23 protein-coding genes are annotated in these 21,556 nt (G+C 69.3%); 12 read left to right on the top strand and 11 right to left on the bottom strand.

The window, feature by feature from the left end; genetic code table 11:
• Positions 1 to 39: 39 nt before the first annotated feature.
• On the bottom strand, positions 40 to 1,320 hold the full coding sequence (gene urtA, locus EV216_RS05255) for an urea ABC transporter substrate-binding protein (protein WP_132694016.1): 1,281 nt from the start codon (positions 1,318 to 1,320) through the stop codon (positions 40 to 42).
• A 431-nt stretch (positions 1,321 to 1,751) separates the two neighbouring features.
• Here urtA and EV216_RS05250 point away from each other — a divergent pair, with 431 nt between their 5' ends.
• From EV216_RS05250 to ureG, 12 genes are all read left to right on the top strand, one after another.
• Positions 1,752 to 2,561, top strand: coding sequence for an urease accessory protein UreD (locus tag EV216_RS05250; protein ID WP_132694015.1), 810 nt, complete (start codon positions 1,752 to 1,754; stop codon positions 2,559 to 2,561).
• Between the two features lies 1 nt (position 2,562).
• A complete protein-coding gene (locus tag EV216_RS05245) occupies positions 2,563 to 2,865 on the top strand; it encodes an urease subunit gamma (RefSeq protein WP_132694014.1) in 303 nt (100 codons plus the stop codon).
• 4 nt (positions 2,866 to 2,869) lie between these two features.
• Positions 2,870 to 3,157 carry a hypothetical protein gene (locus EV216_RS05240; RefSeq protein WP_165899155.1) on the top strand — a complete coding sequence of 96 codons (288 nt, stop codon included), beginning with the start codon at positions 2,870 to 2,872 and terminating at the stop codon, positions 3,155 to 3,157.
• Positions 3,158 to 3,224: 67 nt separating this feature from the next.
• A complete protein-coding gene (locus tag EV216_RS05235) occupies positions 3,225 to 3,800 on the top strand; it encodes a HupE/UreJ family protein (protein ID WP_132694012.1) in 576 nt (191 codons plus the stop codon).
• A 10-nt stretch (positions 3,801 to 3,810) separates the two neighbouring features.
• Positions 3,811 to 4,116, top strand: coding sequence for an urease subunit beta (locus EV216_RS05230; RefSeq protein WP_132694011.1), 306 nt, complete (start codon positions 3,811 to 3,813; stop codon positions 4,114 to 4,116).
• Between the two features lie 27 nt (positions 4,117 to 4,143).
• Positions 4,144 to 4,626: a hypothetical protein gene (locus tag EV216_RS05225; RefSeq protein WP_132694010.1), complete on the top strand. Its 483-nt coding sequence runs from the start codon at positions 4,144 to 4,146 to the stop codon at positions 4,624 to 4,626.
• A 34-nt stretch (positions 4,627 to 4,660) separates the two neighbouring features.
• Complete coding sequence (locus tag EV216_RS05220; RefSeq protein ID WP_132694009.1) at positions 4,661 to 5,011, top strand: antifreeze protein; 351 nt, start codon at positions 4,661 to 4,663, stop codon at positions 5,009 to 5,011.
• Positions 5,012 to 6,721, top strand: coding sequence for an urease subunit alpha (ureC, locus tag EV216_RS05215; RefSeq protein WP_132694008.1), 1,710 nt, complete (start codon positions 5,012 to 5,014; stop codon positions 6,719 to 6,721).
• A gap of 146 nt (positions 6,722 to 6,867) precedes the next feature.
• Positions 6,868 to 7,092 carry a DUF1127 domain-containing protein gene (locus EV216_RS05210; RefSeq protein ID WP_165899154.1) on the top strand — a complete coding sequence of 75 codons (225 nt, stop codon included), beginning with the start codon at positions 6,868 to 6,870 and terminating at the stop codon, positions 7,090 to 7,092.
• Positions 7,093 to 7,117: 25 nt separating this feature from the next.
• The gene (gene ureE, locus EV216_RS05205; RefSeq protein WP_132694007.1) at positions 7,118 to 7,678 is read left to right on the top strand and encodes an urease accessory protein UreE; all 561 of its coding nucleotides are present in this window, start codon (positions 7,118 to 7,120) and stop codon (positions 7,676 to 7,678) included.
• Positions 7,668 to 8,315 carry an urease accessory protein UreF gene (locus EV216_RS05200; protein ID WP_132694129.1) on the top strand — a complete coding sequence of 216 codons (648 nt, stop codon included), beginning with the start codon at positions 7,668 to 7,670 and terminating at the stop codon, positions 8,313 to 8,315. Before ureE ends, EV216_RS05200 begins: the two co-directional genes overlap by 11 nt.
• Positions 8,312 to 8,935 carry an urease accessory protein UreG gene (gene ureG, locus EV216_RS05195; protein ID WP_132694006.1) on the top strand — a complete coding sequence of 208 codons (624 nt, stop codon included), beginning with the start codon at positions 8,312 to 8,314 and terminating at the stop codon, positions 8,933 to 8,935. The genes EV216_RS05200 and ureG overlap by 4 nt, the downstream gene beginning before the upstream one ends.
• 6 nt (positions 8,936 to 8,941) lie before the next feature.
• Here ureG and EV216_RS05190 read toward each other — a convergent pair whose 3' ends face one another.
• The 10 genes from EV216_RS05190 to EV216_RS05145 form a co-directional block, all read right to left on the bottom strand.
• Positions 8,942 to 9,757, bottom strand: a complete 816-nt coding sequence (locus EV216_RS05190; protein WP_207893972.1) for an XdhC family protein — start codon at positions 9,755 to 9,757, stop codon at positions 8,942 to 8,944.
• 5 nt (positions 9,758 to 9,762) lie between these two features.
• Entirely contained in the window at positions 9,763 to 10,938 is a 1,176-nt protein-coding gene (locus EV216_RS05185; RefSeq protein ID WP_132694004.1) for a vWA domain-containing protein, read from the bottom strand.
• Entirely contained in the window at positions 10,935 to 11,816 is an 882-nt protein-coding gene (locus EV216_RS05180; protein ID WP_132694003.1) for an AAA family ATPase, read from the bottom strand. The genes EV216_RS05185 and EV216_RS05180 overlap by 4 nt, the downstream gene beginning before the upstream one ends.
• Complete coding sequence (copM, locus tag EV216_RS05175; RefSeq protein WP_132694002.1) at positions 11,813 to 12,163, bottom strand: CopM family metallochaperone; 351 nt, start codon at positions 12,161 to 12,163, stop codon at positions 11,813 to 11,815. Before copM ends, EV216_RS05180 begins: the two co-directional genes overlap by 4 nt.
• Positions 12,160 to 14,577, bottom strand: coding sequence for an aerobic carbon-monoxide dehydrogenase large subunit (locus EV216_RS05170; RefSeq protein ID WP_132694001.1), 2,418 nt, complete (start codon positions 14,575 to 14,577; stop codon positions 12,160 to 12,162). The genes copM and EV216_RS05170 overlap by 4 nt, the downstream gene beginning before the upstream one ends.
• Positions 14,574 to 15,068 carry a (2Fe-2S)-binding protein gene (locus EV216_RS05165; RefSeq protein WP_132694000.1) on the bottom strand — a complete coding sequence of 165 codons (495 nt, stop codon included), beginning with the start codon at positions 15,066 to 15,068 and terminating at the stop codon, positions 14,574 to 14,576. The genes EV216_RS05170 and EV216_RS05165 overlap by 4 nt, the downstream gene beginning before the upstream one ends.
• A gap of 11 nt (positions 15,069 to 15,079) precedes the next feature.
• A complete protein-coding gene (locus tag EV216_RS05160; RefSeq protein WP_132693999.1) occupies positions 15,080 to 15,931 on the bottom strand; it encodes an FAD binding domain-containing protein in 852 nt (283 codons plus the stop codon).
• Positions 15,932 to 16,087: 156 nt separating this feature from the next.
• Positions 16,088 to 17,179 carry an MHYT domain-containing protein gene (locus EV216_RS05155; RefSeq protein ID WP_132693998.1) on the bottom strand — a complete coding sequence of 364 codons (1,092 nt, stop codon included), beginning with the start codon at positions 17,177 to 17,179 and terminating at the stop codon, positions 16,088 to 16,090.
• A 78-nt stretch (positions 17,180 to 17,257) separates the two neighbouring features.
• Positions 17,258 to 20,365 carry an efflux RND transporter permease subunit gene (locus EV216_RS05150; RefSeq protein WP_132693997.1) on the bottom strand — a complete coding sequence of 1,036 codons (3,108 nt, stop codon included), beginning with the start codon at positions 20,363 to 20,365 and terminating at the stop codon, positions 17,258 to 17,260.
• Between the two features lie 15 nt (positions 20,366 to 20,380).
• Entirely contained in the window at positions 20,381 to 21,523 is a 1,143-nt protein-coding gene (locus EV216_RS05145; protein WP_132693996.1) for an efflux RND transporter periplasmic adaptor subunit, read from the bottom strand.
• Positions 21,524 to 21,556: the final 33 nt, after the last annotated feature.

Genomic DNA, 21,556 nt, shown 5'->3' with positions numbered 1-21,556 from the left:
TCGGGAAAGGGGGGGGCGGCATCCCGCCCCCCGGTCACGTCAATAGTTCGACTTGATCTGCACGCAGGACTGGGTCTCGGTGTTGTACATGCCGCAGCCCAGGTCCTTCCAGTCCGAGGTCAGCACCGCCGATTCCGGCAGGAAATCGGTCCAGGCATCGCCCGGCACCTCTTCGGTCTGGCTGATGATGTCGAACTGCCCGTCGGCCAGGATCTCGCCGATCAGCACCGGCTTGGACAGGTGATGGTTGGTGCCCATCACGGCCATGCCGCCCGTCAGGTTGGGGAATTCCTGCCCCCACATCGCCTCGCGCACGGCATCGACATCGGTGGTCCCGGCCTGTTCGACCGCGTTCACCCACATGTTGAAGCCGATGTAATGGGCTTCCATCGGGTCATTGGTCACGCGGTTCGTGTCCCCGATGAAGGCATGCCAGGCTTCGATGAAGGTGGCGTTCTCGGACGTGTCGGCGGACATGAAGTAGTTCCAGGCCGCCAGATGCCCCACCAGGTTCGAGGTGTCGAGGCCCGAAAGCTCCTCCTCGCCCACCGAGAAGGCGACCACCGGAATGTCGTCGGCCGAAACGCCCTTGGCCGCCAGTTCCTTGTAGAACCCGATATTGGCGTCGCCGTTGATCGTCGAGATCACGCCCACCTTCTTGCCGTCCGCGCCCAGCGCGATCACGTCCGAGACGATCTTGGACCAGTCGGAATGGCCGAAGGGGGTGTAGTTCACGAAGATGTCCGACTCGGCGATCCCCTTGGATTTCAGATAGGATTCCAGGATGTTGTTCGTCGTGCGCGGATAGACATAGTCGGTGCCGAGCAGGGCGAATTTCTCGACGCCCAGTTCCTCAAGGAAATAGTCGGTCGCCGGGATCGCCTGCTGGTTCGGCGCGGCGCCGGTGTAGAACACGTTCTTCGAGCTTTCCTCGCCCTCATACTGCACCGGGTAGAACAGCAACCCGTTCAGTTCCTCGATCACCGGCAGGACCGACTTGCGGCTGACCGACGTCCAGCAGCCGAACATCACGTCCACATTCGACACGGTCAGCAATTCGCGCGCCTTCTCCGCGAAAAGCGGCCAGTCCGAGGCCGGATCGACCACGACCGCCTCAAGCTGCTTGCCCAGCACGCCGCCCTTCTTGTTCTGCTCGTCGATTAGCATCAGCATGGTGTCCTTCAGCGTGGTCTCGGAAATCGCCATCGTGCCCGACAGCGAATGCAGCACGCCCACCTTGATCGTGTCCTGTGCCCAGGCCGGCAGGCTCAGCGCCGAAAAGGCGACGGCACCGGCAAGAAACGTCTTGATCTTCTTCATGGATTCCCTCCGCGTGGGGCGTTTGCGGCGGGCCTGCGCGCATGGCGCGCAACACCCTCCCCAGGCCCCGCAGCTTTTTCGTTGCACCCGTGCGCCGCCCCCGCCGATGTCCCGGTTCGCGTGGTCGCCGCACACCCCCCCCGATCCACGGATGACGTCGTGACGGGCGCCTCAAGGCTTTTCTGCGCTGCGGCAGGCGCGCAATCGCAAGGGACGTGGCGGCGATCCGATTTCCGGTCTCGTCGGGATATTTGCACAACAAACGAACAAGAATCCCCAAAAGCGCACAATAATACGGCGAAAAGCTGCGCTTGCCGCTTCGTTTCCGGCGAAAACCTGTGCAGTCCGCCGCGATCTGCGGAACAAGAAGCCAAGGTGAAGGCGGTCCGGGGGGCAATCAGATTACCTGTCTTGCGACGGAAAGGGCGGCGATGACGGCCTGCGCGCAGCCGCGGGCGCAGGGCCTTGTCCGGCTCTCGGCCAAGCCCGGCTTGCATGGCACGGCCATCGCAGGGCTGCGCCAGAGCGGGGCGTTCAAGGCGCTGTTCCCGCGCCCGCGGGATGGCGCGCTCGACGCGATCCTCGTGAACACCGCGGGCGGGATCACCGGCGGCGACCGCTTCGAGGCCGATCTTCAGGCGCAGCCGGGCAGCCATCTGCGGGTGACGACACAGGCCGCCGAACGCGCCTATCGCGCCCAGCCCGGCGAACGCGGCCGCGTGACCAACCGGCTGAACGTTGCCGCGGGCGCCCGGCTCGACTGGCTGCCGCAGGAGACGATCCTGTTCGACGGCGCGGCGCTTGACCGGCGGCTGGTGGCCGACCTGGCCCCCGGCGCGCGGCTTCTGCTGGTCGAACCGCTGGTCTTCGGCCGCGCCGCGATGGGCGAGGTGCTGCACGCCGTCTCGTTCCGCGACCGGATCGAGATCCGCCGCGCGGGCGTGCCGCTCTATCTCGACGCCCTGCGCCTCGAGGGCGATCTGGCCGCCCATCTGGCCCGGCCCGCCGTGGCCTTCGGCGCGGGGGCCATGGCCAGCCTGATCCTTGTCGCCCCCGAGGCCGAGGCGCATCTGGCGCCCCTGCGCGCCTTGATGCCCGCCACCGGCGGGGTTAGCCTGATCGGCGCCGACCTGCTGGCCCTGCGCCTGCTGGCGCCTGACAGTTTCGCCCTGCGCCGGGTGCTGGTGCCGGTGCTCGGGCGCCTGACCGACGACGCCTTGCCAAGATCATGGATGACCTGACATGCAACTGACCCCCCGCGAAAAGGACAAGCTTCTGATCGCCATGGCCGCCGAGGTCGCCCGCAAGCGGCTGGCCCGCGGCGTCAAGCTGAACCATCCCGAGGCGATCGCGCTGATCACCGATGCCGTGGTCGAGGGCGCCCGCGACGGCCGATCCGTCGCCGACATGATGGAGGCGGGCGCGCAGGTCATCACCCGCGCGCAATGCATGGAAGGCGTGCCCGAGATGATCCACGAGGTCCAGGTCGAGGCCACCTTCCCCGACGGCACGAAACTCGTCACCGTCCACAACCCGATCCGCTAGCCCCATGGTCCTTGTCGCCTTCATCCTGTCCTCCATGCTGATCAGCTGGGTCGTGCCCCAGCTTCTGGTCCGGCGCCTGCCGGGGCGGCTGGCCGTGCCCGTGGCGATCCTCGCGGCGCTGCTGCTGGGGGCAGGGGCGGTCTGGCTGGGCGCGCAGGGGTTCGACCTGCTCGGCGTCGAGGAGGCCGAAACCGCCTTTGCCCGCGGCTTCAACGCATGGAAGATCATGCTGCTGGTGGCGCCCGCCTCCGCCCTTCAGGCCCGGCGCGAATTGCGCAAGGAGGCCCTATGACCCCGCCCGCATCCCCGTCCGGCCCGCGCCGATCCCGATCCGTCTTGCCATTCCAGGAGGTCCGCCCATGAAACGCCTTGCCCTCGCCCTCGCGCCCGCGCTGCTGGCCGCCAGCCCCGCGCTGGCCCATCTCGACCCGGTCGCGCATGGATCCTTCGCGGCGGGCTTCACCCATCCGGTCTTCGGGCTCGACCACATCCTTGCCATGGTGGCCGTCGGCCTCTGGGCGGTGACGCTGGGCGGGCGCGCGCTCGTGGCGCTGCCCGCCGCGTTCGTCGGCGCGATGACGCTGGGATTTGCGCTGGCGCTGGTGGGTCTGCCGCTGCCGATGGTCGAGCCGATGATCCTGGCCTCGGTGCTGGTGCTGGGCGTGCTGGTTGCTCTTGCCGTCCGGCTGCCGCTCGCCGCAGGCGCGGCGGTGGTCGGCGCGCTTGCGCTGTTCCACGGCCATGCCCATGGCGCGGAAATGGGCGGGGCGACCGCGCTGGCCTATCTGGGCGGCTTCGCGCTGGCCACCGCGCTCCTGCACGGCGTGGGCGTTCTGGCGGGCTGGGCGATGGCCCGTTTCGGCGGCGCGATTCTCGCCCGCGCCTCCGGCGCCCTTGTCGCCGGGGCCGGGGCGGTTCTGGTCCTTGCAGGCTGAGGAAATCCCCATGATCCCCGGAGAGCTTTTCCCCGCGACCGGCACCCTGACCTTGAACGCCGACCGCGAGGCCATCACCTTGATGGTGGCGAATACCGGCGACCGCCCGGTGCAGGTCGGCAGCCATTACCATTTCGCCGAGACGAACCCGGCGCTCGATTTCGACCGGGCGGCGGCGCGCGGCAGGCGGCTGGACATCGCCGCGGGCACCGCCGTCCGTTTCGAGCCCGGGCAGAAACGCGAGGTCGCGCTGATCCCCATCGCCGGGGCCCGCAGGGTCTTCGGCTTCAACGGGCAGGTCATGGGCGATCTCTGATCCGTCCCGACCCAAGGAGGACATGCCATGACATGCAACCCGACCCGGCCCAGCCCCTTCCAGATGGCGGCGAACCCGTTCCTGTTCTCGAACTGGATGGTGGAACAGCAGTTTCAGGCGTTCCGGATGATGACCGACATCATGATCCGGACCAACCCCTGGTTCATGCTGCTGCGTGCGCGCGGCATCGACCCGCTGACCGCCGACGGGGCGCTGGGCGAGGGCGATGCGCCCACCGATATCGACCTCGAAGCCGGTGGCGCCGAGGCCGAGGCGCGCGCCGATCCCCCGGCCCCGCCCCCGGCCGAGACATCCGCGCCCCCGGCCGCCGTGGCAAGGATCACGCCCGCCGCCCCGGCCAAGGCCAAGCCCGCCCGTCCCCGCGCCGCCACATCCCCGCGCAAGCCCGCGACCGGCGCGGACCCGTCGCGCAGCCGGGCCCGGCGCCAGCCCGCGCCCCCGCCCCGCCTGCCCGTCGAACCCGGCGGACCCGAGGGGGGCGGCGAATGACCGACCCTTGCCCGCCTGACCCGGAGTTGCGCCGATGATCCCCTTTGCCTTCCGGGTCAGCGCCACGCCCGGCGCGATGATCGAGTTCTGGCGCGTCGGCTGGCAGATGGCGCTGATGGCGCAAGAGGCGCAGATGGTCATCGCGATGCGCATGCTGGGCATGGGAGGGCTCTGGGCGACCACGCCGCAGGAGACCACGCGCATGTTCACCGAGAAGGCCGCGGCCTTCACCCGCGCCGCGATGCAGGGCGGGCAGGCGGCCGCGCGCGGGGCCTCGCCTGCCGGGATCGCCGCAGAGATGGTGCGCCCGATCCGCCGCCGGACCCGGTCCAATGTCACGCGGCTCGCCAGGCGCGGGCCGAAAAACCCGCTCGGGAGACCCTAGATGCCCAGAGAAATCGCCCGCGCCGACTATGCCGCGATGTTCGGCCCCACCACCGGCGACCGGCTGCGCCTCGCCGATACCGACCTCGTCATCGAGGTGGAACGCGACCTGACCACCTATGGCGAGGAGGTCAAGTTCGGCGGCGGCAAGGTGATCCGCGACGGCATGGGCCAGTCCCAGGCGACCCGGGCCGAGGGTGCGGTCGATACCGTCATCACCAACGCGCTGATCCTGGACCATACCGGCATCTACAAGGCCGATGTCGGGCTGAAGGACGGGCGCATCGCGAAAATCGGCAAGGCGGGCAACCCCGACACCCAGCCCGGCGTCGACATCATCGTCGGCCCCGGCACCGAGGCGATTGCAGGCGAGGGGAGGATCCTCACCGCGGGCGGCTTCGACAGCCATATCCACTACATCTGCCCCCAGCAGATCGAGGATGCGCTGCATTCCGGCCTGACCACCATGCTGGGCGGCGGCACCGGCCCCGCGCATGGCACGCTGGCCACCACCTGCACGCCGGGGCCCTGGCATATCGGGCGGATGTTGCAGGCCGCCGACGCCTTCCCGATGAACCTGGCCTTCGCGGGCAAGGGCAATGCCTCGCTGCCCGGCGCGCTGGTCGAACAGATCAAGGCGGGCGCCTGCGCGCTGAAGCTGCACGAGGATTGGGGCACGACGCCGGCCGCCATCGACTGCTGCCTCAGCGTGGCCGACGACATGGACGTTCAGGTGATGATCCACACCGACACGCTGAACGAAAGCGGCTTCGTGGAACATACCGTCGCGGCGATGAAGGGCCGCACGATCCATGCCTTCCATACCGAAGGGGCAGGGGGCGGGCATGCGCCCGACATCATCCGCATCTGCGGCGAGGAGTTCGTGCTGCCCTCCTCCACGAACCCCACCCGCCCCTTCACGGTGAACACGCTGGAAGAGCATCTCGACATGCTCATGGTCTGCCACCATCTCGACAAGTCGATCCCCGAGGATGTGGCCTTCGCCGAAAGCCGCATCCGGCGCGAGACCATCGCGGCCGAGGACATCCTGCACGACATGGGCGCGTTTTCCATCATCGCCTCCGACAGCCAGGCCATGGGACGGGTGGGCGAGGTCATCATCCGCACCTGGCAGACCGCCCACAAGATGAAGGTCCAGCGCGGCCGCCTGGCGCAGGAAACCGGCGAGAACGACAATTTCCGCGTCCGCCGCTATGTCGCGAAATACACGATCAACCCCGCCATCGCGCATGGCATCGCGCATGAGATCGGCTCGATCGAGGTCGGCAAGCGCGCCGATCTGGTGCTGTGGAACCCCGCCTTCTTCGGGGTGAAACCGGAAATGGTGCTGATCGGCGGCACCATCGCCTGCGCCCAGATGGGCGATCCCAACGCCTCGATCCCGACGCCGCAGCCGGTCTATACCCGGCCCATGTTCGGCGCCTATGGCCGGTCGCTGGAAAATTCCGCCGTCATCTTCGTGTCCGAGGCCGCCCAGGCCGAGGGCATCCGCGGGAAACTGGGGCTCGCCAAGCAGACGCTCGCGGTCAGGAACACCCGCACCATCGGCAAGCGCGACCTGATCCTGAACGACGCCACCCCGCAGATCGAGGTGCATCCCGAAACCTACGAGGTGCGCGCCGATGGTGAATTGCTGACCTGCCAGCCCGCCGAGGTGCTGCCGATGGCGCAGCGTTACTTCCTGTTCTGAGGGAAAAATGGATCAGACGCACAAATTTGCTGCAATGCAGCATGGTGATGGCGGGAATGCCCGGTTGGCATTGGGCGGCGCGCCCCGTGAACCCTATGTTGACCATCAAGGGAGGAAACTTCTTGTGACCCACGATGAGGTTTCCGATGGCAACGCCTTTCATGACGATGAAATCCGTGCCCGGCGGCATGTCCGAACGGCTGGATCTGTTCTTCGCGGGGCTTGGGCAGGGCTTCAACGCCTACACCCTGCGCCGGGCCCGTATGCGCGAGATCCAGAACCTCAACGCCTGTTCGGATGCCCAGCTTGCCCGGCTCGGCATCACGCGCGAGGGAATTCCCGACTACGTCTTCCGCGACCTGTTCAACTGAGTCCCATTCGGGCCGGAGTCCGGGCATGAGCGCGCTGCCCGTGGCCCGCGAGCTGCGCCTGAACGTGGACGGGCGCGCCGATGATTGCGTGACGCTGACCTATGACGCCCGCTTCCTGCGTCGCAAGCGGCTGGTCAGCGATGGCGGGCTGGCCTTCCTCGTCGATCTGGCCAGGACCACCTCGCTGAACGAGGGCGACGTTCTGGTGCTGGAGGACGGGCTGACGGTCAAGATCCGCGCGGCCGACGAACCGCTCTACGAGGTGACCGGCCCCGATCTGGTGCGCATCGCCTGGCATGTCGGCAACCGCCACACCCCCTGCCAGATCGACCCCGGCCGTCTGGTGATCCAGCGCGACCATGTCATCCGCGACATGCTGGAACGCCTCGGCGCCGAGATCACCGAGATCGAGGAACCATTCCTGCCCGAAGGCGGCGCCTATGGACACGGCCGGACCCATTCCCATAGCCATGACCATCCCCACGACCACGGGCATCACCACCACGGTCACGACCATGACCACCATCACGACCACCCGCATGACCATGGCCACCACCACGGCCATGACCACGGCCATGGCCACTGACGCCCAGGTCCTGAAACTTGTGCAATGGCTGTCCCCCGCCTATCCGGTGGGGGCCTTCGCCTATTCCCACGGGCTGGAATGGGCGGTCCAGTCGGGCGCGGTCACGGATGCCGCCAGCCTGCGCGACTGGCTCGCCGACCTTCTGGACCACGGCGCCGGGCGGACCGATGCCATCCTGCTGGCCGCCGCCTGCAATGCCCCCGACGCCGCCGCGCTGGCGGCGATCGACGCGACCGCCCGCGCCTTCCAGCCCTCGGCCGAACGGCTTGTGGAAACCACGGCGCAGGGGGCCGCCTTCGCCCAGATCACGGCCGCCATCTGGCCTGCCGATCTGCCCGGTTTCACCTATCCCGTGGCGCTGGGCCGCGCCGCGCGGCTGCATGACCTGCCGCTGGTGCTGACCGCGCGGATGTATCTGCATGCCTTCACCTCGAACCTCGTCTCGGCCGGGATCCGGCTGATCCCCATCGGCCAGACCGAGGGCCAGAGCGTGCTGACCGCCCTGACGCCGCTTTGCGCCGCGGTGGCCGAGGCGGCGACCGCCCTGACGCTCGACGATCTTGCCAGCACCGCCTTTCTGGCCGACATCGCATCCATGAACCACGAAACCCAGTATTCGAGGCTGTTTCGCACATGACTTCCCCCAACGGACCCTTGCGCATCGGCATCGGCGGCCCCGTGGGCGCCGGCAAGACCACGCTGACCGCGGCGCTGGCCCGCGCGCTGGCCCCCCGCTTTTCCGTCGCGGTCGTGACCAACGACATCTACACGCAAGAGGATGCCGAGGCGCTGACGCGCATGCAGGTGCTGCCCGCCGAACGCATCCGGGGCGTGGAAACCGGCGGCTGCCCGCATACCGCGATCCGCGAGGATGCCTCGATCAACCTCGCCGCCATCGCGGATCTGACCGCCCGCTTCCCCGATCTTGAGGTGGTCCTGATCGAGTCGGGCGGCGACAACCTGTCGGCCACCTTCAGCCCGGAACTGGCCGATCTGACCGTCTATGTGATCGACGTCGCCGCGGGCGAGGAAATCCCCCGCAAGGGCGGCCCGGCAATCACCAAATCCGACCTTCTGGTGATCAACAAGACCGACCTCGCCCCCCATGTCGGCGCCGATCTTGCGGTGATGGAGCGGGACGCCAAACGGATGCGCGGGCAGGGGCGGTTCATCTTCGCCGCGCTGCGCCATGGCCAGGGCGTGGACGAGATCGTGGAGCATCTCTGCCTGATCGGCGGTCTGGCCGAAACCGCCTGACCCCCCTCAGCCCCCGCGCTGGCCCGCCCGGCGCAGGGCCACCATCTCGGCCAGGATCGACAGCGCGATTTCCTCGGGCGTGATCGCGCCCAGATCCAGCCCCGCGGGCGCGCGCAGGTTCGCGAACGCCTCCGGCGCCACCCCCGCCGCGGTCAGCCTGTCGCGCAGCGCCGCGGTCTTGGCCCGGCTGCCGACAAAGGCCACATAGTCCGACGGCACCGACAGCGCCGCGCGCAGCGCCGCCTCGTCCCCCTTGCCCTGCGTCGCCACGACGACATAGCGCGCGCCATTCGGGGCCACCTCCAGCGCATAGCCCTCGATCCGCCGGTCCGGCGCGGCAAAGGCGGCCTGTTCCTCGGCGGGCGCGCAGGCGGTGACCGAAAAACCCATGCGCGGCGCCAGATCGGCCAGCGCGACCGCCACCGGCGCGGCGCCGCAGATCACGCATTCGGGGGCGGGCATCACGGCCTCCACGAAAATGTCCATCATGCCCCGGCTCGGGCACATGTTGCGGGCAAAGCGGATGCCGTCGCGCGTCTCGCCCGGGGCCAGACCGCCTTGCGCCAGCGCCTCTTCCGGCTGGACCGAGATCAGCCGCGGCGCGCCATCCGCCAGCGCCTCGCGCGCCGCCCGGATCACCGCGCCCCGCGCGCAGCCGCCGCCGATCCAGCCCGCCAGCACCGTGCCATCGGGCAGGATCACCGCCTTGGCCCCGGCCTTGGCCGCCGTCGCGCGCACCGTGCGCACCACGGTCGCCACCGCAAAGGCGGTGCCTGCGCGTTTCAGTTCCGCGATGCGCTCAAGGATGTCGTCCTGTCTCATCGGTTTCATAGCCGCGCAAGCTCCGGTTCCAGCGCGGCCAGCGCCGCAAGCGTGTTGGCCGCCGCGAAATGGTCCAGATGGGGCAGGGCGGCCGCCATCCCGCGCGCGACGGGTGCGTAGTCCCGCCAACCCAGCAGCGGGTTCAGCCAGACGATCCGGCAGCCGCGCTTCCTCAGCCGCGCGAGTTCCGCGCCGATCATCCCCGGCGGGTCGGTGTCATAGCCGTCCGACAGCACGATCACCACCGACCGCCCATTGACCCGCGCCTTGGCATGGCCCCGGTTGAACGCCGCCAGCGCCCCCCCGATCCGCGTCCCCCCGCCAAAGCCCTGCGCCATCAGGCTCAGCCGGTTGACCGCGCGCAACGGGTCGGGATCGCGCAGCGCGTCGGTGATCCGCACGAGTCGGGTGTGAAAGAGGTAGGCGTCCGCCCTGAAATCCGCCCCGATCAGCCCCTTGAGGAAGGACAGGAACACGCGGGCATAGACCGTCATCGAGCCCGAGACATCGCACAGCGCCACGATATTGGCGGGCCGGTCGGGCCGGGTGCGGCGAAACAGCCGCAGCGGCTCGCCCCCCGTCGCGACCGAGGCCCGCAGCGTGCGCCGCAAATCCACCCGCGCCCCCCGCCGGTCGGCCCTGAACCGGCGCGCGCGGCGGTCGCGGATCGCCTGCGCGATGCGCCGCGCGGTGGCCTCGGCCTCCGCGATATCCTCGGGGCTGACCAGATCGCGCAGATCGGTGCGGTCCAGCCGCGCGACGCGCGCGCCCACCAGCCGCCCCTCGCCCGACTGGTCCGCCGCGCCCTCGCCGCCCTCGGGTCGGTCGGCCTGTCCCCGCCCCAAAGCCGACAGCGCCTCGGTGACGAAGGGCGACCGGCGCCGGGGTTCCGCCGTTTTTCCCGGCCCCGCGCCCGCCCGCTCCCGCCCGCGGTTCAGCCACCAGGCCGCGAAAAGGTCGTCGAAGCGGTCGGCCTCATCCCGCGTGCCTGCGCAGACCGCCTTCAGCGCCAGCCGCAATTGCCCCGGATCGGTCGGATCGACCCGCGCCGCCGCCGCCAGCGCGGTCGCCGTCCCGTCGACCCCCGCCGCCAGCCCGTTCAGCCGCAGATGCGCCATGAACCCCGCCATCCGCTCGGCCGGCCCGGTCGCGCGGGCGGGAAAGCGCGTGACCCCGCTCATGCCGCCCGCCCCGCCAGCCGCTGCGCCACCTCGCTCGGCACCCGCGCCCGGTCGGCCTGCGTCTTCAGCAGCGTGACCAGGGCCGCCTGAAGCGTCCCCGGATCGTCGGTCAGGTCCGCCACCCCCAGCCCCGAAACGGCCGCGGCGAAATCCAGCGTCTCGGCCACGCCCGGCACCTTGTCCAGATCCTCGCGCCTGAGCGCCTGCACGAAGCCCACGATCTGCGCCGCCAGCCGCGGCTCCAGCCCCGGATGGCGCTTTTCCAGGATCGCCAGTTCCGTCGCCGGGTCGGGATACTCGACATAGGCATAGATGCAGCGCCGCCTCAGCGCGTCCGACAGGTCGCGCGTGCCGTTCGAGGTCAGGATCACATGCGGCCGCGCGGTCGCGTGGATGGTGCCCAGCTCGGGGATCGAGATCGTGAAATCCGACAGGATTTCCAGCAGATAGGCTTCGAACTCCTCATCCGCCCGGTCGATCTCGTCGATCAGCAGGACAGGCGGCACCGCCTGCCGGATCGCCTGCAACAGCGGCCGTTCCAGCAGGTAGTCCTCCGAGAATATCCGCGCCTCCAGCCCCGGCCCCGCCGCGCCGCTTTCGCCCGCGGCCCGGATCGCCAGCAATTGCCGCTGATAGTTCCACTCGTAGATCGCGTGGCTGGCATCCAGCCCCTCATAGCATTGCAGCCGGATCAGCGGCGCCGATTTCAGCGCCGCCAGCACCTTGGCCACCTCGGTCTTGCCGACCCCCGCCGCGCCTTCCAGCAGCAGCGGCCGTTCCAGTTCCAGCGCAAGGTAAAGCGCCATGGCCAGCTCGTCCGAGGCGACATAGCCCGCCCCGGAAAGCTGCGCCTGCAACGCCGCGGCCCCGCCGGTCATTGGCTCGCGTTCTTTTCCAGCCAGGCGCGCATCTGCGCGATCTCTTCCTCCTGCGCGGCGATGATCCCTTCGGCCAGCGCCCGGATCTCGGGGTTCTCGCCGAATTCCAGCACCACGCGCGCCATGTCGATGGCGCCCTGGTGGTGGGGAATCATGCCCCGCACGAAGTCGATATCGGCATCCCCCGTAAAGGGAATCTCCATCTCCGCATGCATCCGGTCATTCGCCGCGCGATAGGCGGCGGTCGAGGGGCTGTCCCCCCCGGCCGCGCCATGCTGGTGATGGGCGTGCTGCGCCAGCGCCGGGGCGGCGGCAAGCATGGCCGCCAGAACAACCGCGCGCCTCATCCGTGCAGCCCCAGATCGCGCGCCGTCCGCCAGATCCGCCAGTGGTCATGCGGCATGTGGGTCTGGGTCAGGCCGAAGGCGCGGAACGCATCATGCACGGCATTGGAAAACGCCGGAACGCCCCCGACATTCGGGCTTTCGCCCACGCCCTTGGCCCCGATCGGGTGATGCGGGCTTGGGGTTTCGGTCCAGTCGGTCTGGTAATTGGGCGTCTCCCACGCGGTCGGCAGGAAGAAATCCATCAGCGTGCCGGTCCGCACATTGCCCATGTCGTCATAGGCGATTTCCTGTCCCATCGCGATGGCCAGCGCCTCGGTCAGGCCGCCATGGACCTGCCCCTCGATGATCATCGGGTTGATCCGCGTGCCGCAATCGTCCAGCGCATAGAATTGGCGGATTTCGTGCTCGCCGGTATCCACGTCGATTTCCATCACGCAGATATAGGCGCCGAAGGGGTAGGTCATGTTGGGCGGGTCGTAATAGCTGACCGCCTCCAGCCCCGGCTCGACCCCCGGGATCGCCTGATTGTAGGCGGCATAGGCGATCTCGGCCATGGTCTTGAACCGCTCGGGCGCGCCCTTGACGGCAAAGCGGTCCACGTCCCATTCCAGATCGTCGTCATGCACCTCCAGCAGGTAGGCCGCGATCATCTGCGCCTTGGCGCGGATCTTGCGCCCCGCCATGGCGGTCGCCGCCCCCGCCACCGGCGTGGAACGCGACCCGTAGGTGCCCAGCCCATAGGGCGCGGTGTCGGTGTCCCCTTCCTCGATGGTGATCTTGTCGGCGGGGATGCCGGTCTCGCTGGCGAGGATCTGCGCGAATGTCGTGGCATGCCCCTGGCCCTGGCTGATCGTGCCCAGCCGCGCGATGGCGCTGCCCGTGGGGTGGATCCGGATCTCGCAGCTGTCGAACATGCCCATGCCCAGGATATCGCAATTCTTCACCGGCCCCGCCCCCACGATTTCCGTGAAATGCGTCAGCCCGATCCCCAGCAGCTTGCGGGTCTCGCCGCGCCGGAACGCCTCGACCCGCTCGGCCTGCTCGCGCCGGAGCCCTTCGTAATCGACCGCCTTCAGCGCCTTGTCCCAGGCGGTGTGATAATCGCCCGAATCGTATTCCCAGCCCAGCGCCGAGGTATAGGGGAACTGGTCCGCCCTGATGAAGTTGATGCGCCTGAGCTCGGCCGCATCCATCCCCAGCTTGATGGCGAGGATCTCGATCATCCGCTCGATGAAATAGGCCGCCTCCGTCACCCGGAAGGAGCAGCGATAGGCCACGCCACCGGGCGCCTTGTTGGTATAGACGCCATCGACCGCGCAATAGGCCACGGGAATGTCATAGCTGCCGGTGCAGATGTGGAAGAACCCGGCGGGAAACTTGGTTGGATCCGCACAGGCATCGAACGCGCCATGATCCGCGGTGACATGGGCATGCAGCCCCGTGATCCGCCCGTCCTTCGTGGCCCCGATCCGGCCCTTCATCCAGTAGTCGCGGGCAAAGGCCGTGGCCATCAGGTTCTCCATCCGGTCCTCGACCCATTTCACCGGCTTGCCGGTGACGATGGTCGCCACGATGGAGCAGACATAGCCGGGATAAACCCCCACCTTGTTGCCGAAACCCCCGCCGATATCGGGGCTGACCACGCGGATGTTGTGTTCGTCGATCCCCGAGAGCAGCGAGGCCACGGTGCGCACCACATGCGGCGCCTGGAATGTGCCCCAGAGCGTCAGCTTGCCGTTGATCTTGTCCATCGACGCCACGCAGCCGCAGGTTTCCAGCGGGCAGGGATGGGTGCGGTGGTAATAGATCGTCTCCTCTGCGATCACTTCCGACCCGTCGATGGCCGCATTCGCACCCGCCGCATCGCCCTGTTCCCAGGTGAAGATATGGTTGTGATGCCGCCGCGGGCCATGCGCGCCCTCGGTCACTCCCTCCAGGTCCTCGCGCAGCACGGGCGCGTCCGGCGCCTGCGCCTTGAACGGGTCGACGACCACGGGCAGGTCCTCGTAATCGACCTCCACCAGTTCGACCGCGTCGGCGGCGATGTAGCGGTCGGTGGCGACGACAAAGGCGACCTCCTGGCCCTGGAACAGCACCTTGCCATCGGCCAGCACCATCTGCTTGTCGCCCGCGAGCGTCGGCATCCAGTGCAGGCCCAGCGGCTCCAGATCCTTCGCGGTCAGCACCGCGATCACGCCCGGCAGCGCCAGCGCGGCCTCGGCATTGATCGACTTGACGCGGGCATGGGCATAGGGCGAGCGGACGAAATCGCCGAACAGCATGCCGGGCAGCTTGATGTCGTCGACATAGTTGCCCTTGCCCTGGGTAAAGCGCGCATCCTCCACACGCTTGCGGGCGCAGCCCAGCCCCTTGAGATTGGCACGCCGCTCTTCGCTGTCGGGAAGGTCCTTCATTCCGCGGCCTCCTTGACGGTGTTCAGTTCATTGGCAGCGGCCAGCACCGCCTTGACGATGTTCTGATAGCCGGTGCAGCGGCACAGGTTCCCGGCCATGCCGAAGCGCACCTCCTCCTCGGTCGGCGACGGGGTTTCCTGCAACAGCCGCCAGGCCCGGGTAATCATCCCCGGCGTGCAGAAGCCGCATTGCAGCCCGTGATGCTCGCGGAACATCTCCTGAAGCACATGCAGGCTGTCGGGCGTGCCGATCCCCTCGATCGTGGTGATCTCGGCCCCCTGCGCCTGCGCGGCAAAGATCGTGCAGGCCTTGACCGATTTGCCGTCCATGTCGACGGTGCAGGCGCCGCAATGGCTGGTCTCGCAGCCGATATGCGGGCCGGTGATCCCCAGCCGCTCGCGCAGCACATGGATCAGCAATTCGCGCGGCTCGGCCAGCGTCTCGACCGCCTCGCCATTCACCTTCAGCGTCAGGTGCATCCTGTTCGACATCTCGTCCTCCCTCAGACGCGCGACCAGGCCCGCGCGATGGCGCGGGCCAGGATCACGCCCGCGACATGGCGCTTGAACTCCACGGGTCCGCGATTGTCCTCGACCGGGTCGATATCGCCCTGCATGGCGTCCACGGCGGCGGCGACCGCGTCCTCCCCGCAGTCGCTGCCCAGAAGGACCTCGCCGGCCGCCGCGCTGAAGACCGGCACATCCGCCAGATTGGTCATCGCGACCGAGGCCGAGACGACGCGCCCCCCTTCGGCCCCGATCAGCACGGCAGCCGCGGCGGTCGCGTAATCGCCGATCTTGCGCTTCTGCTTTTCATAGGCGAACCCGCGGGCCGGGCGGTCAAAGCCGACCGCGGTCAGGATCTCCTCCTCCTCCCGCGCGGTCACATAGGGCGCCTCGTAGAAGCCGCGCGCCGCGACCTCACGCACGCCCTCCGGCCCCTCCAGCGTGAAGGTCGCATCCAGGCACAGCATCAGCGCGGGCAGGTCGTTGCCCGGATCGCCATTCGCCACATTGCCGCCGACGGTGCCCAGGTTGCGCACCTGCGGATCGGCGATCTGGCGCGCGGCCTCGGCCAGGATCGGCGCGGCCTCGGCCAGCCCGGCATGGGCGAGCATCTCGGATTGCGTGACCATCGCCCCGATCCGGATCCGGTCGCCCGCCTCGATCCCGCGCAACGCGGCGATGCCCTGCAGGTCCACCAGATGCGCAGGCGCGGCCATGCGCAGCTTCATCATCGGGATCAGGCTGTGCCCGCCCGCAACCACGCGCGCCTCGTCGCCATGCTGCTGCAACAGCCCTACCGCCGCCGCGACGGAGTCCGGCCGGTGATAGTCGAATCTCGCTGGGATCATCTCCCGCTCCTCCCTTGTCGGACGCGCCCCCGCTCATTCGGTGGCGGGGTGTCGCGTCGGCCCGAAGGGTAGGGGGCAGGCCGCGGGCGGCGACAGGGTGTCGCACCGCCCGCCGGGGCATTTTCACGAATTGCGAAATGGCTGCACCAGATGCGATCAAAGCCCCAGCGCCGCGCGCAGCGCCTGCACGCGCGAGCGGCTGACCGGCACCCGGTCCAGATCGGCCAGCCCTTCGAACCGGCAGATGCCGTTGTCCTTCAGCCGCTCGAAGGCGGCGACATGGGCGGTATTGACCAGATAGCTGCGATGCACGCGAAAGAACCCGGCCGGGGTCAGCCGCTTTTCCGCCTCGCTGATCGACCAGGGGCAGAAGACCCGGCCAAGGGGCGCATAGGCGATGGTGTAATGCCCCTCGGCCCGGATCGCGGCCACCTCGGCGGCGGGCAGGAAATAGGTCACCCCCTCGCGCTCATAGGGCAGGCGGGGGCCGGTGGCGGGCGGCGGCGCGGGCTCGGCCGGGGGCGGCGCGTCCGGACCAGGGGCCGCCGCCAGAAACGACGCCCCCGACAGCAGGAACGCCCCCGAAATGACGAAGGCCGTCACCAGCACGATCAGCGCCAGATGCGCGTTGTCGATGGCCGGACCCGCCGCCGCACCGGCCACCGCCCGGGCAAACCCGGTCCAGTGCATCGCCGCGAAATGCACGATCGCCACCGACAGCCCGAAGATCGCCGTCGCGCCCAGGATGTTCGCCGCCCGCCGCTGCCCATAGGCCACCCGGATCGCCAGCACCCCCAGCCCGACCGCCAGCCCGCCCGCCACCGCAAAGCCAGTGGGGCGATAGACCGGCGCGCAGCCCTCTATGGCGGACAGCCCGGTGTAGTGCATCGCCACGATCCCCAGGCCCAGCACCGCCCCCGCCAGCCCCATGCGCGGCCCCGTGCGCCGCCCGAAATGCATCAGGATCAGCGCCAGCCCCGCCAGCAGGATCGCGATCAGCACCGAGGCCACCGTGGGCAGCGCGCGATAATACACCGCCACCTCGAAACGCATCGCCAGCATGGCCACGAAATGCATCGTCCAGATGCCGCCGCCCAGCGCCACCGCCGCCATCGCGATGCGCAGGTGGCGCACGCCTTCGGACACGCCCGACAGCCCGCGGGTCAGCGCAAGCCCGGTGAACGCGGCCATCATCGAGATGAGCACGGAGGCGGCGATCAGCCTGTAATCATACCCGTAAACCAGCATGCGGCAGAGCCGCGCCTCCCCTCGCGGTCCGGGGGCAAGTATCCCGCCCGCCGGGCCTGCGGTCAACCGCCCCGCGCGTCAGCCCGCCAGCGCCTCTTCCAGTTCGCGCGCCAGCCGCTTGCTTTCCTCCGCCCGCGGTTTCGAGAAGCGCGCCAGCAGCAGATAGACCACCGGCGTCAGATACAGCGTGGACAGCGTCGCCAGACCCAGCCCGCCCACGATCACCCAGCCCAGCGCCTCGCGCGCCTCGGCGCCCGCGCCCGCGGACAGGATCAGCGGCACGCCGCCCAGCACGGTCGAGGCCATGGTCATCATCACCGGCCGCAGCCGGATCGTCGCCGCATCATGGGCCGCCTGCGCCACGCTCGCGCCCCCGTCGCGCAACTGGTTGGCGAATTCGACGATCAGGATGCCGTTCTTGGCCATGATCCCGATCAGCATCACCAGCCCGATCTGCGAATAGACGTTCAGGCTTTGCCCGGTCAGCATCAGCGCAAAGACCGCGCAGGCCAGCCCCAGCGGCACGGTCGACATCACCACGATCGCCGAGATGAAGCTTTCGAACTGCGCCGACAGCACCAGGAAGACCACCGCGATGGCAAAGCCGAAGATGATCAGCAGCCCCGCATTGGTCTGGTTCAGCGTCGCCGCCTCGCCCAGCGGCACGATGCGGTTCTGCTCCTCCATCAGATCGGCGGCCAGCGCCTCGACCCGCACCAGCGCCTCGCCCAGCGCCAGTTCGGGGGTCAGCCCGGCCGCGATCTTGACCGCCCGGCCCTGGTTCTCGCGGTCCAGTTCCGGGGCGACGGGGCGTTCCTCCAGATGCACGAAACTCGACATCGGCACCATCTGGCCGTCGCCCGTGCGCACATAGATGTTCTGCAGATCGCCCGGATCGTTCACCGGGTTCGCGCTCGACAGCATCTGGATGTCATAGCTCTGGTCGCCGATGAAGACCGAGCCCACCGTCCGCCCGTTCAGCATCGCCCGCAACGCATCGCCCAGCCCGGTGATGTCGATGCCCAGATCGGCGGCGCGGGTGCGGTCGATCTCGACGAACAATTGCGGCTGCGTGGTCTCGTATTCCAACTGCACCTCGCCAAAGGCGGGATCGTCCTGCATCCGTTCGACCAGCGTCTCGGCCAGATCGGCCAGCCGCTCATAGCTGTCGCCGGTGATCGCGAAACTCAGCCCCCGCCCGGCGCCGCGAATCCCCAGCGAATTGGGCTGGATCGCGAAGGCGCGCACGCCCACGATCTCGCGCAGCTTGGCGTTGATCTCGCCCACGATCTCGTCCTGGCTGCGGGCGCGCTCGCCCCAATCGGCCAGCCGGAACACCATGAAGCCGGAATTGGCCGTGCCCATCCCCGAGATCGCGAAAGTGCCGGTGATCTCGCCCGTCTCCAGCAGGGGCGCCACCGCTTCCTCGATGGCCAGCATCTTTTCCTGCGTGTAGTCCAGCGACACGCCCTGCGGCGCGCTGACCCGCAGCAGCGCCACGGCGCGATCCTCGCGCGGGGTCAGCTCCTGCCGGATGCCGCCCGCCACCAGCACGGCGGTCGCCGCGAACAGCACCGCGACCAGCACCACGACAAAGGGCATTGCCAGCGCCCCGCGCAGCGTCCGCGCATAGATCCCGGCCAGCACCGCCCCCAGCCAGCCCACCGGGCTGCGCCCCGCCTTCTTTTCCCCGTCGGCACGCAACAGCCGGCTGGCCAGCACCGGACAGAGCGTCAGCGCCACCACCGACGAGATCCCGACCGCAATCGCCAGCGTGAAGCCGAACTCGCGGAACAGCCCCCCCGCCTGTCCGGGCAGGAAGGACAGCGGCACGAAGACCGCGGCCAGCGTCGCCGTCGTCGTCACCACCGCAAAGAACACCTGTTTCGTGCCCAGCACCGCCGCCGCGCGCGGCCCCATCCCCTCGCCCCGGCGGCGCACGATGTTTTCCAGCACCACGATGGCGTCATCCACCACCAGACCCGTGGCCAGCACCAGCGCCAGCAGCGTCAGGATATTGACCGAGAACCCCACCAGGTAGATCGCCGCCAGCGTCCCGATCAGCGCGACCGGCATGGTCAGCGCGGGGATCAGCGTGGCGCGCGCATCGCGCAGGAACAGGAAGATCACCGCCACCACGATCGCGATGGCCAGCCCCAGCGTCTTCAGCACCTCGGCAATCGCGCCATTGACGAAGATCGCGTCATCCGAGGTGACGAAGATGTCCAGATCCTCGGGCAGGGTGCGGTCCAGCTCGGCCACCAGCGCACGCACATTGCGCGAGATGTCCAGCGTGTTGCTGCCCGCCTGCCGGATCACGCCCAGCCCGATGCCGGTCTGCCCGTTCGCGCGCAGCACCGTCTCGTTCGGCGCGGGGCCCAGCGTCACGCGGGCCACGTCGCGGATCTCGACATGGGGCGCGATGCGCAGATCCTCGAACGCCTCGGGCGAGGCGACCATCGCCGTCGTGCGCACATTGATCGACTGCCGCGCACCTTCCAGATCGCCCGCCGCCGCGTTGAACCCCGCATCCGACAGCGCGCGCGCCATGTCCGCCAGCGTCAGCCCGCGGCTGGCCAGCGCCGCCTGGTCGATATCGACGCGAAAGATCGGCTCGCGGTCGCCATAGACGCGCACATCCGCCACCCCCTCGACCGAGATCATCCGGTCCAGCACCCGGTCCTCGACGATCTGCGTCAGGTCCTGCGCGCTGCGCCGCGACGAGGTGACGCCGACCCGCATCACCGGCTGGGCATCGGCATCGGCCTTGACCACCTGCGGCGCATCCGCCCCGGTCGGCAACTGCCCCTCGACCCGGGCCACCGCGTCGCGGATATCGGTCGCGGCGACGTCGATATCGACGCTTTCGGAAAATTCCACCGTCACCCGGCTGCGCCCGAAGCGCGAATTCGACGAGATCGAGCGCACGCCCGCCACCCGGCCCACCGCGCCCTCGATCCGGCCCGTTATCTCCTGGTCGATGGTCTCGGGCGCCGCCCCCTGGAAATCGGTCGTGACGGTGACCACGGGCCGGTCCACATTGGGCAATTCGCGCACCTCGACCCCGAACAGCGCGGCAAACCCCGCCAGCACGATCAGGGCCGAGACCACCAGCGCCAGGATCGGCCGGCGCACGAACAGCGCGGGGCCTCCCCCTTCGGCGGCGCGCGTCGCTTCCTCCAGCATGGCAGGCTCCTTTCGCTAAAGCGGCGCCGCGCGATCCCCGGCCAGCGCGGCCTGCGGCGCCACGATCCGCACCTCGGCGCCCGGGCGCAGGATCTGCACCCCCTCGACCACGACCATTTCGCCGACCTCCAGCGCGGCCTCGACCAGAACGGCATCGGCACTGCGCTGGCGGATCGTCACCGGCACCCGCTCGGCCCGGTCCTCGCGCACCACCCAGACATAGGCGCCCTCCGCCGACCATTGCACCGACAGCGGATCGACCGAGGGCAGCACCTCGCCGGGAAAGCGCAGCACCACCTCGAAGGCCATGCCCGCGCGCAACAGATCCGCCGCGTTGTCCAGCCGCCCCTGCACCCGCATGGTCCGGCTCGCCTGGTCCACGACGTTGTCGATGGCCTGAACCGTGCCCTCCAGCACCGTGCCCCGCATCGACAGCGGCCGCGCCTCCAGCGCCATGCCGGTCGCGACCTGGCCCACCACCCGCTCGGGCACGCGGAAATCTATCAGGATCTGCGTGCGATCCGTGATCGTGACCACCGGCTCCTGCGCCGACACGCTGTCGCCCACCGCCAGGTCCAGCACCCCCGCCCAGCCCGAGACCGGCGCCAGCAGGCTGCGCTGCTCCAGCGCGAATTCGGCCTCGCGCAGCGCCAGCTCGGCCGAGCGCAGCGCCAGATCGGCGGCCCGGCGGCTGACCTCGGTCACCGCCCCGGTGGTCTCCAGGCGGCCCAGCCGCGCCGCCTCGTCGCGCGCATCCGCCAGCACCAGCCGGGCGCGTTCCAGCGCGATCCGCTGGGCCTCGTCCTCCAGCCGCAGGATCAGGCTGCCTTCCTCGACAAAGGCGCCGTCCCCGGTGCCGATCTCGACGACCTCGCCCGCCACCCGCGCGCGCACATTGACCGTGCGCAGCGCCCGCCCGTCGCCGATCGCCGCCACCCGGTCGCTGATCCGCCCCTCGGCCACCGGCTCGACCACGACCGAAACCGCGCCGCCCCGCCGCGGCCCCGCCGCCTCCTGCCCGGGCGCGGTCGCCTCGATCCCGAACAGCCCCGCCAGGCCCAGCCGGTCCAGCACCGGCCGCGCCGAGGGCACGAAGGCCACCCACAGCGCCAGCGTCAGCGCGATCACGAGCGTGGAAATGACAATCTGCCGGAGCATCGGGCGTTCCATTGCAAGGGCGCCGCCATGCGG

This window comes from Rhodovulum steppense, from assembly GCF_004339675.1.
Classification (GTDB): Bacteria; Pseudomonadota; Alphaproteobacteria; order Rhodobacterales; family Rhodobacteraceae; genus Rhodovulum; species Rhodovulum steppense.
This window is presented reverse-complemented; position numbering and strand designations above follow the sequence as displayed.